Annotated in this window: 15 protein-coding genes; 10 read left to right on the top strand and 5 right to left on the bottom strand. The window is 50.3% G+C overall.

Going from position 1 to position 15,194, the window contains the following annotated elements:
• Positions 1 to 8: 8 nt before the first annotated feature.
• The 5 genes from H6F51_08590 (at position 9) to H6F51_08610 (ending at position 3,391) form a co-directional block, all read left to right on the top strand.
• On the top strand, positions 9 to 293 hold the full coding sequence (locus H6F51_08590; GenBank protein ID MBD1822552.1) for a response regulator transcription factor: 285 nt from the start codon (positions 9 to 11) through the stop codon (positions 291 to 293).
• The gene (locus H6F51_08595) at positions 290 to 559 is read left to right on the top strand and encodes a hypothetical protein (protein MBD1822553.1); all 270 of its coding nucleotides are present in this window, start codon (positions 290 to 292) and stop codon (positions 557 to 559) included. The genes H6F51_08590 and H6F51_08595 overlap by 4 nt, the downstream gene beginning before the upstream one ends.
• Before the next feature lie 30 nt (positions 560 to 589).
• Positions 590 to 1,276, top strand: a complete 687-nt coding sequence (locus H6F51_08600; protein ID MBD1822554.1) for a phosphatidate cytidylyltransferase — start codon at positions 590 to 592, stop codon at positions 1,274 to 1,276.
• Between the two features lie 148 nt (positions 1,277 to 1,424).
• Positions 1,425 to 2,027 carry a DUF3038 domain-containing protein gene (locus H6F51_08605; protein MBD1822555.1) on the top strand — a complete coding sequence of 201 codons (603 nt, stop codon included), beginning with the start codon at positions 1,425 to 1,427 and terminating at the stop codon, positions 2,025 to 2,027.
• A complete protein-coding gene (locus H6F51_08610; GenBank protein MBD1822556.1) occupies positions 1,982 to 3,391 on the top strand; it encodes a DUF4335 domain-containing protein in 1,410 nt (469 codons plus the stop codon). The genes H6F51_08605 and H6F51_08610 overlap by 46 nt, the downstream gene beginning before the upstream one ends.
• Before the next feature lie 51 nt (positions 3,392 to 3,442).
• On the opposite strand, the gene H6F51_08615 is transcribed toward H6F51_08610, so the two are convergent.
• Entirely contained in the window at positions 3,443 to 5,284 is a 1,842-nt protein-coding gene (locus tag H6F51_08615) for a serine/threonine protein kinase (GenBank protein ID MBD1822557.1), read from the bottom strand.
• 581 nt (positions 5,285 to 5,865) lie between these two features.
• On the opposite strand from H6F51_08615, the gene H6F51_08620 reads away from it, so the two are divergent.
• Genes H6F51_08620 through H6F51_08630 form a run of 3 tightly spaced genes read left to right on the top strand, consistent with a single transcriptional unit; the run spans position 5,866 to position 6,970 of the window.
• Positions 5,866 to 6,075, top strand: a complete 210-nt coding sequence (locus H6F51_08620) for a DUF2997 domain-containing protein (protein MBD1822558.1) — start codon at positions 5,866 to 5,868, stop codon at positions 6,073 to 6,075.
• A gap of 41 nt (positions 6,076 to 6,116) precedes the next feature.
• On the top strand, positions 6,117 to 6,503 hold the full coding sequence (locus H6F51_08625; GenBank protein MBD1822559.1) for a DUF1257 domain-containing protein: 387 nt from the start codon (positions 6,117 to 6,119) through the stop codon (positions 6,501 to 6,503).
• Positions 6,503 to 6,970, top strand: a complete 468-nt coding sequence (locus H6F51_08630) for a ferredoxin (GenBank protein MBD1822560.1) — start codon at positions 6,503 to 6,505, stop codon at positions 6,968 to 6,970. Before H6F51_08625 ends, H6F51_08630 begins: the two co-directional genes overlap by 1 nt.
• A gap of 44 nt (positions 6,971 to 7,014) precedes the next feature.
• On the opposite strand, the gene H6F51_08635 is transcribed toward H6F51_08630, so the two are convergent.
• From H6F51_08635 to H6F51_08650, 4 genes are all read right to left on the bottom strand, one after another.
• Positions 7,015 to 7,593, bottom strand: a complete 579-nt coding sequence (locus H6F51_08635) for a hypothetical protein (protein ID MBD1822561.1) — start codon at positions 7,591 to 7,593, stop codon at positions 7,015 to 7,017.
• 95 nt (positions 7,594 to 7,688) lie between these two features.
• Complete coding sequence (locus H6F51_08640; GenBank protein MBD1822562.1) at positions 7,689 to 8,912, bottom strand: type II secretion system F family protein; 1,224 nt, start codon at positions 8,910 to 8,912, stop codon at positions 7,689 to 7,691.
• A gap of 43 nt (positions 8,913 to 8,955) precedes the next feature.
• The gene (locus H6F51_08645; protein MBD1822563.1) at positions 8,956 to 10,068 is read right to left on the bottom strand and encodes a type IV pilus twitching motility protein PilT; all 1,113 of its coding nucleotides are present in this window, start codon (positions 10,066 to 10,068) and stop codon (positions 8,956 to 8,958) included.
• A gap of 65 nt (positions 10,069 to 10,133) precedes the next feature.
• A complete protein-coding gene (locus H6F51_08650) occupies positions 10,134 to 12,134 on the bottom strand; it encodes a type II/IV secretion system protein (protein MBD1822564.1) in 2,001 nt (666 codons plus the stop codon).
• Between the two features lie 212 nt (positions 12,135 to 12,346).
• Here H6F51_08650 and grpE point away from each other — a divergent pair, with 212 nt between their 5' ends.
• Together grpE and dnaK are read left to right on the top strand one after the other, a co-directional pair.
• Entirely contained in the window at positions 12,347 to 13,021 is a 675-nt protein-coding gene (gene grpE, locus H6F51_08655; GenBank protein ID MBD1822565.1) for a nucleotide exchange factor GrpE, read from the top strand.
• Positions 13,022 to 13,197: 176 nt separating this feature from the next.
• Positions 13,198 to 15,171 carry a molecular chaperone DnaK gene (gene dnaK, locus H6F51_08660; GenBank protein ID MBD1822566.1) on the top strand — a complete coding sequence of 658 codons (1,974 nt, stop codon included), beginning with the start codon at positions 13,198 to 13,200 and terminating at the stop codon, positions 15,169 to 15,171.
• The last annotated feature ends 23 nt before the right edge of the window (positions 15,172 to 15,194 follow it).

Raw genomic sequence — 15,194 nt, forward strand, 5'->3', positions numbered from 1 at the left:
ATATCTTTATGTCAGACGGTGAATCTCAAGCACAAGCGCCGCTCTCGGAACGCGAGTTGCAGGTTATTGAATTAGTAGCCGCTGGCTTAACCAACCAAGACATCGCGGAAAAACTAGAAATCAGCAAGCGAACGGTTGATAACCATATCAGCAATATCCTGACCAAAACTGAAACCGAAAACCGCGTCGCCCTCGTTAGATGGGCGCTCCAATGGGGCAAAGTTTGCCTTGATGAAGTGAATTGCTGTACCCTGCCTCCTTACAATGCGAATGGAAACGGAAAATCGCTGTGAGTTATTCAGTTCAAAATCCAACCCTACCGCTGGCAGTCTACCGCGAAGTTGCAGCCCACCTCACTCAAGTCGATGGCGTTCAAACTCGCCTCACTCCCCAGGCTTCCCAGCAATTTGAATACACGCTGAGCCAAATTGGTAGCCTGGAAATCGAATTTTCTGATCCCAATAACTCGCAAGTGCGAAACCAAGTGGAGAAAATTTTGGCGCATTACAGCGATCGCTATGGCGCATGGACGATCCTTTCTGACAGCCAAACCCGATAAAGTGAAAACATCGGGTTAGATGGAAAATCTGTGGATTCTAGCTGGACTCATTCTCTATTTGGGCAAATTGCGATCGTCCTTGCCTGGCTTTCGCTAGTCGGCGTGTGTGCCGAAATTGCCAATCGATCGACCAACAGTAACGAACTGGTTCGCAAGGTGATTCACATCGGCACAGGTAACGTCATTCTGATTGCCTGGTGGCTGAATACTCCGCTCTGGCTGGGTGTGGGAGCCTCAATCGTCTTTAGCGCGATCACACTGCTCTCCTATTACGTCCCAATCCTGCCTAATATCAACAGCATTGGGCGAAAAAGCTTTGGAACGTTCTTCTATGCCGTCAGTATTGGCGTTTTAGTCGCATGGTTCTGGACGATCGCTCAGCCACAATTTGCCGCGATCGGAATTCTTGTAATGACCTGGGGAGACGGATTCGCCGCATTGATCGGACAGCGCTTCGGCAAGCATTCCTATCACCTTTGGGATATGAAAAAAAGCTGGGAAGGATCTGGCGCAATGGCAATCATTAGCGCGTCCGTTTGTGCCTTAATTTTGCTAGGAACGATCGGTAATCTCTGGCAAATCTGGCTGATTGCGCTAATCGTAGGATTGAGTGCAGCCGCATTAGAAGCATTCTCGAAATTTGGCATTGATAACTTAACGGTGCCGATTTCGAGTGCAGCGATCGCGTTTTTCCTGACTCAGAACCTGCTCGGTTGAAACTCTATCTATTGGCAGAACTTTTCTCGTCCCTTGCCTGATCTGTGGTTGAATTTAGGCGAGGAAACAAATTGAAATTGAACGCAGTCGCTGTTTCAAGACCTGTAACCATCCGCCCATTCTCAAGGGTGTTCCTTAAGCTGAATTTATGACCTCGATTGTGCAGCCCTCCGCCTCTCCCTCCAACTGGGAAAACCATCACCTTTCCGCCCAGCCCAATCCCGACCAGTTAGACAACATCAAAGCTCAACTGGATCTGATTTTGCTGGCGATCGAAGCGATCGCCAATCTCTCCTCAGAAGCCATGCTGCAAGCGGCAACTGAATTGAATCTCGAATCGATGATTAGCGATCGTGTCTCACTCTGGCGGCTGAGGCAATCGAGTCCCTTGCGGAAAGGACAAGGCGGACGCAAAAAACTGGATGTCGATGAAGCAAGGGCACTCACGCTGATTATCTGTCACCTCGCAAAACAGCAAAATGAACTGATTCGTCGTGCTGTGGCTCTGCTCGAACAACTCACCGAGCAAAATCGCGAACCCCATCAAGCGGCGCTCTTAGGCAACTACCTGGACACCTTCCAAAACACCTACCAAGAGCGCATGGAACAGGGCGATACCGTTTCCACGGAGATCCTCACCCAGCTTGCTCTAAAATTGCTGATCGATTTGCTCTTTTATGGCAGTCCGCAGGGCGTTCGACGGCTTTGGCTAACCTTGCTCGATCGCTCACTGCCCGCCTCTCCGAACTGACGTGCTTAACTGTTGAACCCATGCCCTCACCTAACTCTGTGATTCGCCGTTACACTCCACCCACCTGCACTTTAGAAATTGCCGCGAAAGACTCACCGCTTTCCCGCTGGATGGGACAATCGGTGCTAAAAAATCTTCGCTTTAAACTCAGCTTTGACGATCCACGAGTCAGCGAGGATCAATGGGCTACCGTTCGAGGCGATCGTGTCCAACTCGAAGCCCTCAGCGATGCCGTCAGCCACTACGTTCAAAACTTCCTCAGTCAGTCCAGTCGTTTCAGGCAGTATTCCACAACGACTGTTGCAGAACCCGCTCCCGATTTAATCGCTCAGTCCCAGCAAAATTCTGCGGGAATCTATCTGCAACCCAAGGGTTTAATCTCCCACCAGCTTTATCTCGGCACCCTCGCTAACGATGCTTCGGGCGCAATGCTGCAACTGAGCGCAGTGCAACTCGCAGATCTCGCAGCGGCTCTCGACGAATATTCTGCAGATGTCACAGCTTTACCAACTTTAGAAAAACCTCGTTGGCTCAACGCCACACCCGCCTGGGGCACGATCGCAGCCGGATTAATTGTTGCAATCGGTATTACCGCCTCGATCGCGCGCGTCTTCGAGTCATCTGCCCCAACTCAAATCGCCACCAGTCAAGGAGCCAGCAGCAACGATCAGCGGCTTCCGGTTCAACCTTTGCCGAGTCCGACCGCACCCAACACGATCGCAACCCTGCCAACTGCTCCACCTCCGCTCACTTCCCTGCCTCCCGGTACAGCCGTGCCGACTCCTGGTACCGCTCCGACAACGCCAACCCAGCCTGCTCAAGCTCCAAGGCTTAAAGTCTCTCAAGAACCCGTGGTGACTGCTCCCCCCCCTCAGCTTGAGATTCCCGTGCGAGATGTGCCAGTTGCGGCGATTCCCGACCAGACTAAAGCACCCGCGACTCCGCCAAATGCAGCGGCTCGATCGGCGAATTCCGACACGGCTCCCGTTCCGCCAGCTACCGGAGATGTCCAGATTGCCGGTCGCAGCGCTTCTTCACCTGCTGCTGCTAGTCTTCAAGCTCCCCCCTCTCTTGCAGCAGGAACAGCCATTCCACAAGTTGCCGAAGTGAAAACATTCTTCCAGAAGAACTGGAACCCCCCCCAAGGCATGACCGAGGATGTCGAATATCGCCTCACTATTAAGCCTGATGGCACGATCGATAGAATTGAGCCGTTGGGTGAAGCTGCGGGTCGCTTTCTTGACTCTGCATTTCCGGTTACTGGTCAGGCGTTCGTCTCGCCGATTAAAGGAGGTGGCTCGCCTACAATCCGGTTACGCCTCACTCCAAAAGGTGTCGTTCAAACTTTCCTGGAAGCACAGTAGAAAAAGGGCGATCGTACTGCACGATCGCCCTCACCGCGCTAGGTTAATGCCTTAATAAATCTCGAATGCTAGAGCAAAGGATTGCTTGCGCTTTGAGGTGACTTCAACCGTGTATTCTCCATCCATCGGCAATCGCCCCTGCCAGTGGTGTGCCTCTGCTGAACGGCTCTCAACTCGCTGTCCTGTCGGAGCCAGCACAGCCACAGAAACATCGCCCTTGAGTGAACGAACTGTCATAATCTGACGACCAGATGCCTTGAGCAAGTATCGTTGTCCTTGTTTTGGTTGAACTTCCCCGGTGACAGTGGTTTGATTCTGACCCCTAGGAAACTGGATATGCTGAATCTTGGAGTCTACAAACTGAGAAGCGGGTGGAATTGCCACATCTATCGAATATGCTCCGGTTCCAGTCACTTCGATCGTATATTGACCCGTTTTTGGCAGCTGACCCATCCAACTGCGGGTCTGGTTCGATGATTTATTGATCGGCTGTGCGTTTTGCTGAAGCAAGTTCATAAGGACACCCGTTCCCTCGATCGTCACCGCCATAAACTGTCCTTGAGACGCTTCGAGGGTATAAGACTCAGAATTTCGCTCGTCTAAATTTCCCACTACTACTGCCGAAATGGCACCCGGCGCAAACTGAATCTGCTGGGGCTGACCATTACTGGTGATTCCAGATTTGTTGCGAAATGGCGCATCGGTTTTAATCTGCTGGGTGCTGGGGAGTGGCTCAGTGACTCTAAATAAATGCAGCCCGATTCCGCCTGAGATGATCAAGCTAGAGGCGATCGCGCTCGGCACCGCCCAGCGGTTCATCCTTGCCAATCTTCTGTTTGGATGCTTAGCGGTTCCAGGCTTCGGCTTGTCTGCTATTCCACGACCTAACTGAGTTGCCATCAGCAGAGAAGTTTTTCTGGTCGTAGTAGATTGCTTCTGACTCAGATCCCGCGCTGCGGGTGCGATTTCTCGATCGATTGATTGAGAAGGTTCCAGGTTTGGATTGAGCAGCGTTGTTTTCACTGCGGCTTGGCTCAACGGCTGCACGTCTGCTAAGGCTGCTTGAGCAGATTGATAGCGATCATTTGGATGTAGCGCCAGCATTTTCTGAAGTGCGTTGGCGAGTGGATCACTCAGCTGCGTGTAGGGCTGCCATCGCCAGGTTAAAGTTTGGCTATCGAGCAGCGCTTGTGGCTCTCGTCCAGTTAACAGTACCAAGCAAGTTGCACCTAGCGCATACAAATCGCTATGCGGAAAGACATTTCCGGTTTGCAGCTGCTCCGGTGGAGCATAGCCAATCTTACCCACGCGAGTCATCGTCGAAATGATCGGCCAATGGCTTGCTGCTTCCTTTACGGCTCCAAAATCAATCAAGACAGGCAGCCCTTGAGGGGGGATAGCCTCGGCTGGAATTACGCGCTCCGGCAGTTTCAGAATGATATTTTCCGGCGAAATATCTCGGTGGATGATGCCGCGATCGTGTAAATAAGCCAGAACAGGCAATAAATGACTCAATAAGTAAAGAATCTCAGCCTCAGAGAACGTCTGTTGTTGCGATCGACGCGCTTGTAGCAGGCTGCGGTAAGTTTGCCCCTGGATGTAAGACTGTACAAGGAAGAGCCGTTGGTCGCTCTCAAACGCTGCCCAAAACTGTGGAATCTGCGGATGCTGAATTTGATAAAGGGTACTCGCTTCCCGTTGAAACAGCGCTTTTGCTTTCTCTACCAGGGTGTCATCCCGATACGGAACCGTGAACTCTTTGATGACGCACAATTCATTGAAGCGTTCCTGATCGGCCGCGAGATAAGTCCGCCCAAATCCTCCTTGACCGAGAACTTGTTTGATCAAATACCGCTGCCGTAACAGGGTTCCTGGCGTGATAGAGGGCACCATGTTGGTTACAGAGTTCTAGAAACAGGACAAAACGTGACTCGTTGTAACAATATTTACACATAGTTCATGAATTCCCCCGTAGGGCAAGACCCCTCACTTGCTATTTTTGAAATCCGGCGATACTCCTGATTCAATTCGGTCAGGCTGAGCAGCATCTGGGGATCAGCCTATTGATAGAAGTCTGCGAGAATTAAACAAATGCATACTTCTGTAAAGCGTCCCGCGAGCTTACCTCGCAATTCTGTTGGATCAAGAGGTTATTGCGCCCTCGCTTCAGTCTTCGTCAAGCTGGAAGGGGATGCAGACTTTCGCTTTTCTCTTCTGCTTCTTCGTGAAGAAGCATTGAGAGCAATCCGGCATTTATAACCTGTACAGAGTTGCGATGTCTTGACTCTAATTTGAAGTTAAGCGAAACTGACAATTAATTAGAAGCTACTTCTATTAACTGCAAAGTTCTGTAACGTTTTAAAGCGAAATAGCTAAGCTCTTAAAAACAGGTAAATTTCGATAAATCCCATTGAAATTTATCTCTGAAGTGAGGTCGCTGTTTTGCTGGATATTTCTTACCTTGGGCAAGCCACATGGAAACCTTAGAGTTCATTATTTATCCAGATGGTCGAGTGCAAGAAAAAGTGACCGGAATCGTGGGAACCTCCTGCGAGGAAGTCACAACTGCGATCGAAGCGCAATTGGGTCGAGTGATGGCTCAAGAGCGCACCTCTGAATACTTTGCCCAGACGGTCAAACCCTCCGAAACCATTAAGACCCAAGCAACCTACAGCGATTGGTAAGTTTGTTTAAACCCCTTGCAATTTGAATCATAACCACTGCCATGTCACACTTTAGCCAAATTAAAACACAAATCCGCAATCTGACTTCTTTGCAGTCCGCCCTGTCTGATCTGGGCATGGACTGGAAATCTGGCCCCCGTGATGTCCGAGGTTATCGCGGTCAGACTCAAGCTGCGGAAGTCGTCATCGAGCAGGATAACGGCTACGATGTCGGATTTGCCTGGAACGGTCACGAGTATGAATTGGTTGCCGACCTGCAATTCTGGAAGCTCGATCATTCAGTTGATCGTTTCTTAAGCAAGGTGACGCAGCGTTACGCGTATCACACGATCGTCAACGAAAGCGCTCAAAAGGGCTTCCAGTTGTCTGAGCAGCAAAAGAATGAAGATGGTTCGATTCGTCTCGTCCTACAACGCTGGAGTGCGTAATGCCTGACTCCTTTCAACTGCCTCAAGAGGAGCATTTCTCTTCTGACCTTGCTCCTGAACGTTCAGGTCTAGAGCCTGAGCTGGGTGGATTCCTGCGGGAAGCAGAGGGACGATCGGGCCTGGAGCCTGAGTTGGGGGGAGTTTTTCGACAGCGCGGAGTTTACGTTGACGAGATTACTTGCATTGGCTGTAAGCACTGCGCTCACGTTGCACGAAACACGTTCTACATCGAGCCAGATTATGGTCGATCGCGGGTCATTCGACAAGATGGCGATTCTGAAGAATTGATTCAAGAAGCGATCGACACCTGTCCGGTTGATTGTATTCACTGGGTCAACTATGCCGAGTTGAAGCGGCTAGAAGAAGAGCGCAAGTATCAGGTGATTCCGGTTGCCGGATTTCCGGTTGATCACGCGATGATCGCTGTGAATCATCGCAAGCAGAAGTCGAAGCGCAAGCCAAATTAGATCGAGCAACTGGAAAGCTCCAAGTGGTTTATCACTTGGAGCTTTTATGCTTCAGCTTGGTTAGAGAGTGTTGTTTCCAGCGCTTCAGCAGAGTTCTCAGGGGCTGGTTGAACTGCAAACGGTAAGTGTGCTCCAGTTAGACCCCGCTTAATCCGCTCAGCAGTTTGCTCGAATACAACGAAAAGCGGATAAATTTTCTCTGCGCCATCGTTGAGAAAGTGCTGATATCGCGGTGGCATTACCCATTCGTATTCTCTGCCCAAGGCTAGCTGTGTGCGTCGCCATCGGCCGAGTAGATCTGAGAAGTCTTCATCAGGCCGGTGGATAAACACGAAAATTTCTTTACCCGTTTTAATCTTCCACTCTGGATCACACATGAGAATTGCCAACTCACAGGGTAGGAGCTGGGATTCGGCGGCTGTGATGTTGGTCGCATCGATCGCGCGAACGGTCTGACGGATTCGCACGATCGGCAATGGAATTGTAATGACGCTCTCTTCGGCACGACGCATACTAGGAATCATTTCAAGATAGCTACGATGGCACTTTAAAAGCTCGATCGCTTCGAGCGAATGGCTATAGGTAGCAAGTAGTTCCTCGTACTGGGCTTTTTGAACGGAAATTTCCATAGCATTCAATCCAGAGAACAAAGGTCAGATGCTAGCAGTCTCAGCGCCAACCACCTGACCCAAATCACCATGAAGAGCGCGATCGTGGTCTAACCCAGCTTGTCGAAAATCGCGAACATTGGTAGGTACATCGCAACTAGAATACTTCCAACCATGCCGCCAAGAAATAGAATCATAATTGGTTCCATAATGCTCGTCAGGGCTTTGACGGCTTGTTCTACTTCATCCTCATAAAAATCAGCCACTTTCATCAGCATCTTGTCAATTTCTCCAGTTTCTTCTCCAATGCTGATCATCTGAATTGCCATTGCTGGAAAGACTTGCTCTTTTTGGAGCGCGATGCTGATCATGCCGCCTGTTTGAATTTCTTTGCGGGCTTCGTCGATCGCATTTGCCACAATCTGATTGCCTGATGTGTCTCGCACAATCTCTAAACAAGTGAGGATCGGAACCCCGGAGCGTGTTAAGGCACCAAAGGTGCGGCAGAATCTTGCGGTTGCCGTTTTTTGGATCAAATCTCCAAACAATGGCATTTTCAGAAAGAAGCGATCCATCGTCTCTCGTCCAACCCGCGTTTTGTAGTATTGCTTATAGGCAAAAACGATGAGCGGAATAATGATTAAGAGACTAAAGGCGGCAGGACTCGTCAGAAATGCACTGATGTCCAGCATTAACTGCGTGAAGGCGGGCAAGTCGCCTCCAAGCTGCTTGAAAATACCTGCAAAAATTGGGATGAGAAAGATCGTCATTCCTAGAAAGATCGCTGTTGCGAGAAAGCCAACGACAACCGGATAACTCATCGCGGATTTAATTTGGTTCTGCAATCGAGCGACATCTTCGAGCAGCTTGGCAAGACGGTTAAGCACTTCATCTAGCACCCCACCTGTTTCTCCGGCTTGCACCATACTGACGTACAAGCCATCAAAGCATTGAGGATGTTTCCGCATCGCGTCGGATAAGTTCACCCCCTGCTGAACATCGCTGCTAATCTCCATTAGTGCTTTTTTTAGCTTGGGATTTGTGCATTGATCCGCTAGTACGCCTAGCCCCCGAACCAGGGCAACCCCTGCATTAACGAGGGCAGCAAATTGGCGGGAGAAAACCGCTCGATCTTTGACCGAAACAGAGACCAGTGAAGTTTGGAAATTTTCAAAACTTTTATTGATGTCAAAGCTCTCATTTTGCTTTAGTTCTTGCACAAACAGTCCTTGTTCGCGCAGTGCCGATCGTGCTTCGCTGAGAGAATCAGCAACGATTTTTTCTTTTTTGGCGTTTCCTTTGGCATCTCGGACGCGGGCAACGTAGATTGGCATAGGATTTCAGTAGGAGTGGTGGGAACGAAGTGCGAAAGTGGGACTAGCGCTTGACTGCGGCTCCGGCGGCAGCGCCGTTTGGTGTTCCGCCGATGAGGCGTTGAAGTTCGTCTGGGCGGGAGGTTTTAGAGGCAGCGGCTTCAAAGGTGATCAGTCCTGCTTTGTATTGATCAGCAAGGACTTTTTCCAGGGTCTGCATTCCCAGCTTTCCGCCCGTTTGAATCGCAGAGTAGATTTGCGCGGTTTTACCCTCGCGAATCAGGTTTGCGATCGCAGGAGTTACGATCATGATTTCTTGCGCCATCACTCGTCCGTATTCACCGGGTTTTGGATTTTTCTTGGGAACCAGCGTTTGACTGAAGACAGCAACCAGCGAGTTGGAAAGCTGGACTCGGACTTGAGTTTGACGCTCGGAGGGGAAGACATCGATCATCCGGTCAACAGTTTGAGCTGCAGAACTGGTATGCAGCGTTCCAAACACTAAATGACCTGTTTCAGCCGCAGAAATCGCCAGCGAAATGGTTTCTAAGTCCCGCATTTCACCCACCAGAATGATGTCTGGATCTTCACGCAGCGCGGCTTTGAGGGCATTGGCAAAGCTCTTCGTGTCTTCACCGAGTTGACGCTGGTGAACCAAACTTTTAATCGGCTCGTACACGAATTCGATCGGGTCTTCGATCGTGAGGATGTGTTCAGCGCGGGTGCGATTGATCAAATCAATCATCGCTGCCAGTGTGGTTGTTTTTCCTGATCCAGTCGGGCCTGTCACCAGAATCAATCCTCTTGGCTTTTCGGACATTTCCCGCACGACATCTGGCAGATTCAGCTTCTCAAAGTTCGGAATTTTGGAACTGAGTGCTCGTAAACAAGCGGCATAGGTTCCGCGGTCTTTATAAACATTGACCCGGAATCGTGCCAGTCCACGAACGCCATAAGAGCAGTCAAGCTCCCAGTTTTGCTCTAAGTTCTTACGCTGTGTGTTGTTCAGCATACTGAAGATCAGCCGTTGACACTCTTCGGCGTTGAGAACCTGATCGCTGATCGGCTGAAGATGACCACTGATGCGGAAATAGGGCGGCAGTCCAGCCGTCAGGTGCAGGTCTGAACCGCCCATTTCGATCAGTTGTTCCATCAAGTCTTCGATCATTAATTCCATTTGATTTGCTCCTGATTGCTAGATTGAGAAAATTGAAAATTAGTTCACTCTGGAGGACAGCTAGATCAATCCTGAAAGCGGGGAGTCGTGCAGTAACGGCAATCGAGCCAGTCTTGCTGTAGCTCTGCACCACAAGTCCGGCAGGTAAGTGTACTTTTGCGCTTCGCTTTGAGTTCTGCTTCTAGCCCTGTGTCAGTGAAAGTGACACGCTCGACTTCTTCGAGGGTGCAAAGTCCCTGGCGCACAAGTTCTAAGCTGTAGGCAAGCAGGGTTTGCATTCCTTCTTCGACTGCGACTTCTTTGATGCGCTCGGTCGGTGCGCCCTCAGTGATTAGGGTTTGTAGACTCTCGGTTACGCGCATGACTTCGTAAACACCGCACCGCCCTTTGTAGCCCACCCCGTTACACTTTTGACAAAGCTGACTCCCTACCTTTGCGTCTTGAATTTCTTGTGCTGTTAGTGTGTTCGCTTTATACAAGGTCAACTGAGCATCTCGCGCACCGGTTAAACCAAATCGCGCCAGTTCTGCTTGAGTGGGAGTGTAAGGAATGCGGCATTCATCACAGACCTTTCGCACGAGCCGCTGAGCGACAACGCCGATCAGTGCACCAGAAACCATGAATGGTTCAACGCCCATTTCATCCAGTCGAGCGATCGCACCTGCCGCATCATTGGTGTGCAGGGTCGTCAAAACCAAGTGACCCGTTAACGCAGCTTCGATCGCGGTTTTTGCGGTTTCTTTATCTCGTGTTTCACCCACCAGAATCACATCGGGATCTTGTCGGAGAAAGGCCCTCAAGATTGCGGCGAAGTCCATGCCTTTTTCGCGGATCACTTGAACCTGGGTGATGCCGGGAAGCGAATATTCGATCGGATCTTCTGCTGTACTAATATTGACTCCTGGATCATTTCGCTCTGCCAGGGCTGAGTAGAGCGTCGTCGTTTTTCCTGACCCAGTTGGACCTGTTACCAGGATCAATCCAAACGGTCGCCGCACCATTTCTTGAACCGTATGGAGCGAGGTTTCGTCGGTAATCAGCTTGTCCAAGCCGAGCTGAGTGGCGGAGTTATCGAGAATCCGAAGCACCACTTTTTCGCCGTATCGACTGGGGAGCGTGTTCACCCGGAAATCTACCTTGCGTCCATCAAAAATTCGGCGAATCCGACCGTCTTGGGGCTGGCGACGCTCGGCAATATCGAGTTGAGCAATAATCTTGAAGCGGGCGATCACAGCCGGAATAATCTTCTTCGGGAATGGCTCAAACGCTTCTCGCAAGACACCGTCCTTGCGAAACCGAATGCGGAGGGATTCTTCTTGTGGCTCGACGTGAATGTCAGACACCGCCATTTGCAGGGCTTTGATCAAAATCTTGTTCACCAGCGCAATGATCGGAGCCGCTTCTGCATCTGCTGACGCATCGAGATCCATTTCGGCGCTGTCGTCTTCTTTCAGTTCTGCCAGTCCTTCTAAGCCTTCAAGGTCAGAGCGAACATCGACCCTAGATTGCGCTTCGAGCTGCTTTTCCTGTTCAAGCCGTGCATCCATGTAGCCTGACATCAGGCGCTGGTAATCGTCGATCGTAATCACCAATCGCTGAAGCCCCAATCCCTTTGGACGCAGAATTCGATTCAGCTCATCTTGAGCGGCGAGGTTGTCTGGATCAACCATTGCCACCAAGAGCGACGGGGGATTGCCCTCGTTTTGAGAAAGCGGGATGAGATTGTAGCGGCGGCAGAGTTCGACCGGGATTAATTCGCCGATCAAGCTGCCGATTTGAGTTGCGGAAACTTGATTTAACTCAGGATCTAGCGATTCAACTCCGTAGAGAATCTTCAACTCAAACAGTTGCTGCTTTTTATATTGACGAATCAGATCGGGCGACAACTGCTGTCCGGTCATCGCCTCTAGAACTGCGGTAAGCGGTCTACCTGACTTGCGGCACTCGATCAGTGCCTGCTGCATCTGCTCGTTATTGACATAGCCAGATTGAATCAGTTTGTTACCAAACGGCGAAAAGTTGTTTTGGACAACAAGAGCACGCCGGGCAGAAGAAGAATTTGTCATAACGGATGAACGAAGATCACCATATTGAGAATGCCCAAAATGTTTTTTGAAGAACGCATGAAGCCGATCGCTTCATTTCGGAGCGAGATTAAATCCAGAGCAGTGCGATATGATGCTTAACGGTTATAAGCGGCGCGGCATCCAGCATCCCATTCGCTAGGATGAGAGAGGCTTGCTTAAGCCAGCGTTCTATACAGGGGAATTAGCGCACAATGATCGACGAACAAAATCAGCAGCAGCAGCCCGATGAAGTTCAAGCACCCGTCAGTGAATCTTCTGATCCTCTATCTGAGCCAGCGAGCGACGCTGTGGAAACCAACTCTGGTGTAGAAGGTTCTACTGACCAAGACACGACGGATTATGAAGCGGCGTTTATGGAGCTACGATCGAACTATGCCGCTAAAGAACGAGAAATCGAAGGACTGAAAAAGCAGGCGGAAGAACTGAACAATCAGTACATGAGAATCGCCGCAGACTTCGAGAACTTCCGTCGTCGCACTCAGAGAGAGCGAGAAGAGCTAGAAACGCAAATTAAATGCAATACGGTGAAAGAGTTGCTGCCTGTGGTGGACAACTTTGAGCGTGCTCGATCGCAGATCAAGCCCCAGACCGAAAGCGAGTCGAATATCCACAAGAGCTATCAGGGTGTTTACAAGGATATGGTCGATCGCCTAAAGAAAGTCGGAGTAGCACCGATGCGGGCAGAAGGTAAGGAGTTCGATCCAAACCTGCACGAAGCAGTGATGCGCCAACCGACGAGCGAACATCCTGAAGGAACGGTCGTAGAAGAGCTAATGCGCGGCTATACGCTCGATGACAAAGTATTGCGTCATGCGATGGTGAAAGTTGCCGCACCGCCCGAAGACGAATCTACTAGCCAAAGTTAGCGACCTGTGAAAGTACGACGATCGACAAGCGCGGCTTGTCTGTGAACGCAACGTTAAGAAAATTCTGAAACAGGGAAACCTTTGTAAAGTTAGTTCAGCTTTGTCCGTAGCTACGGAAAACTAACTAGGAACCTTGCGTTCTGCGTTCACCTCGCGTACTTTCGGCAGCGCTAGATATGGGAAAAGTCATCGGCATCGACTTAGGAACAACGAATAGTTGTGTAGCTGTGTTAGAAGGCGGGCAGCCCGTCGTCATCACGAATTCTGAAGGCGGAAGAACCACGCCAAGCATGGTGGGATTCGGTAAAACGGGCGGTGCCCAAGGGCACAGCGAAGCTGTCCGTCTAGTCGGTCAATTAGCAAAACGGCAGGCTGTCACCAACGCTGAAAACACGGTATTTAGTATTAAGCGCTTCATCGGACGGCGATGGGACGATACACAGATTGAGCGATCGCGAGTCCCCTACAACTGCGCGAAGGGCAAAGACGAGACCGTGGATGTGCAAATTCGCGGTCGCCATTACACCTCGCAGGAAATTAGCGCCATGATCCTGCAAAAACTCAAGCAGGATGCAGAGAATTACTTAGGCGAATCAGTGACACAGGCGGTGATTACGGTTCCTGCTTACTTTAGCGATGCTCAGCGTCAGGCGACAAAAGACGCAGGCACGATCGCTGGACTCGAAGTGTTGCGAATCATCAATGAACCGACTGCGGCAGCTCTAGCTTATGGAATGGATAAGCAAGATCAAGATCAGTGCGTTTTAGTCTTTGACTTAGGCGGCGGCACCTTTGATGTCTCGATCTTGCAGCTTGGGGATGGCGTATTTGAAGTAAAAGCCACATCAGGCAACAATCATCTGGGCGGTGATGACTTTGATGCTTGTATTGTAGATTGGCTAAACGAGGTGTTTCAGCAGCAGGAAGGCATTAACCTGACTGAAGACAAAATGGCGCTTCAACGGCTAAGAGAAGCGGCCGAGAAAGCAAAAATCGAGCTTTCCGGGACGCTCAGCACTTCGATCAATTTGCCGTTTATCACCGCAGACGAAACAGGACCGAAACACCTGGAAATCGAGTTGACTCGTGCCAAATTTGAGGAGCTGTCAAGCCGATTAATTCAAGCCACGATCGATCCAATGGAGCAGGCGTTAAAAGATGCGAGCTTGTCTACGGCAGATATCGATCGCATTTTGTTAGTGGGTGGCTCGACGCGCATTCCTGCCGTTCAAGAAGCGCTGAAGAAGTTTTTTAACGGCAAAACCGCCGATCGCTCTGTGAATCCTGACGAAGCGGTAGCGCTGGGAGCTGCAATTCAGGCGGGAGTTTTAGGCGGTGAAGTCAAAGACCTGCTGCTGCTTGATGTCACACCTCTGTCTTTGGGAATTGAAACGTTAGGGGAAGTGTTTACCCGCGTGATCGATCGCAACACCACGATTCCCAGCAGCAAAACTCAAGTCTTCTCAACTGCAACCGATGGACAGACCTCGGTTGAAATTCATGTCCTGCAAGGGGAGCGGGCAATGGCAAGAGATAACAAGAGTCTGGGCAAATTTCAACTGACTGGAATTCCGCCCGCACCCAGAGGTGTGCCTCAAATTGAGGTGGCATTTGAAATCGATGCCAACGGAATTCTGAAAGTTTCGGCCCGCGACAAAGGGACAGGACGCGCCCAAAGTGTGGAAATCTCAAACACAGGCGGCTTGAGCAATGCTGAAATTGAGCGCATGCGGCAAGAATCCGAATTCTTTGCTGAGGAGGATAATCGTCGAAAGCACCTCGTAGAACTGAAGAACCAAGCAGACAACTTATTCCACAGCTATGAAACGACGCTGAGAGAAAGCGGCGCATTCATTAACGATCGTCTGAAAGTGCAGGCAAACGAGAAAATTGTGGGGCTGAAAAGCGCGATCGCTGATCCAAAGGTTAGTATCGATGAAGTGAAGACGCATCTCGACGGGTTGCAGCAACTGTTGTATACCATTGGTTCATCAGTTTATGAAAGTGCTCAACCTTCCGAAAATTCTGCCTTTGAAATGCGCACCACTTCTGGTATGAATTTTGAAGATGAAACGGTTGCAGCAGATATGAGCCGATTCAGCTTTGAGACAGATGCGACCGTCACTGCGGATTACGAGACAGTCGATTAGTTGAGCGTGTAGGGTAGTAATAT

The sequence above is a fragment of the Cyanobacteria bacterium FACHB-DQ100 genome (assembly GCA_014695195.1).
Classification (GTDB): Bacteria; Cyanobacteriota; Cyanobacteriia; order Leptolyngbyales; family Leptolyngbyaceae; genus Leptolyngbya.

What these genes read in the sequence shown, in the direction of transcription:
- H6F51_08615 (MBD1822557.1), bottom strand. Translation starts at nt 5,284, where the DNA reads ATGGTGCCCTCTATCACGCCAGGAACCCTGTTACGGCAGCGGTATTTG.
- dnaK (MBD1822566.1), top strand. Translation starts at nt 13,198, where the DNA reads ATGGGAAAAGTCATCGGCATCGACTTAGGAACAACGAATAGTTGTGTA.
- H6F51_08640 (MBD1822562.1), bottom strand. Translation starts at nt 8,912, where the DNA reads ATGCCAATCTACGTTGCCCGCGTCCGAGATGCCAAAGGAAACGCCAAA.
- H6F51_08605 (MBD1822555.1), top strand. Translation starts at nt 1,425, where the DNA reads ATGACCTCGATTGTGCAGCCCTCCGCCTCTCCCTCCAACTGGGAAAAC.
- H6F51_08620 (MBD1822558.1), top strand. Translation starts at nt 5,866, where the DNA reads ATGGAAACCTTAGAGTTCATTATTTATCCAGATGGTCGAGTGCAAGAA.
- H6F51_08630 (MBD1822560.1), top strand. Translation starts at nt 6,503, where the DNA reads ATGCCTGACTCCTTTCAACTGCCTCAAGAGGAGCATTTCTCTTCTGAC.
- H6F51_08590 (MBD1822552.1), top strand. Translation starts at nt 9, where the DNA reads ATGTCAGACGGTGAATCTCAAGCACAAGCGCCGCTCTCGGAACGCGAG.
- H6F51_08625 (MBD1822559.1), top strand. Translation starts at nt 6,117, where the DNA reads ATGTCACACTTTAGCCAAATTAAAACACAAATCCGCAATCTGACTTCT.
- H6F51_08650 (MBD1822564.1), bottom strand. Translation starts at nt 12,134, where the DNA reads ATGACAAATTCTTCTTCTGCCCGGCGTGCTCTTGTTGTCCAAAACAAC.
- grpE (MBD1822565.1), top strand. Translation starts at nt 12,347, where the DNA reads ATGATCGACGAACAAAATCAGCAGCAGCAGCCCGATGAAGTTCAAGCA.
- H6F51_08645 (MBD1822563.1), bottom strand. Translation starts at nt 10,068, where the DNA reads ATGGAATTAATGATCGAAGACTTGATGGAACAACTGATCGAAATGGGC.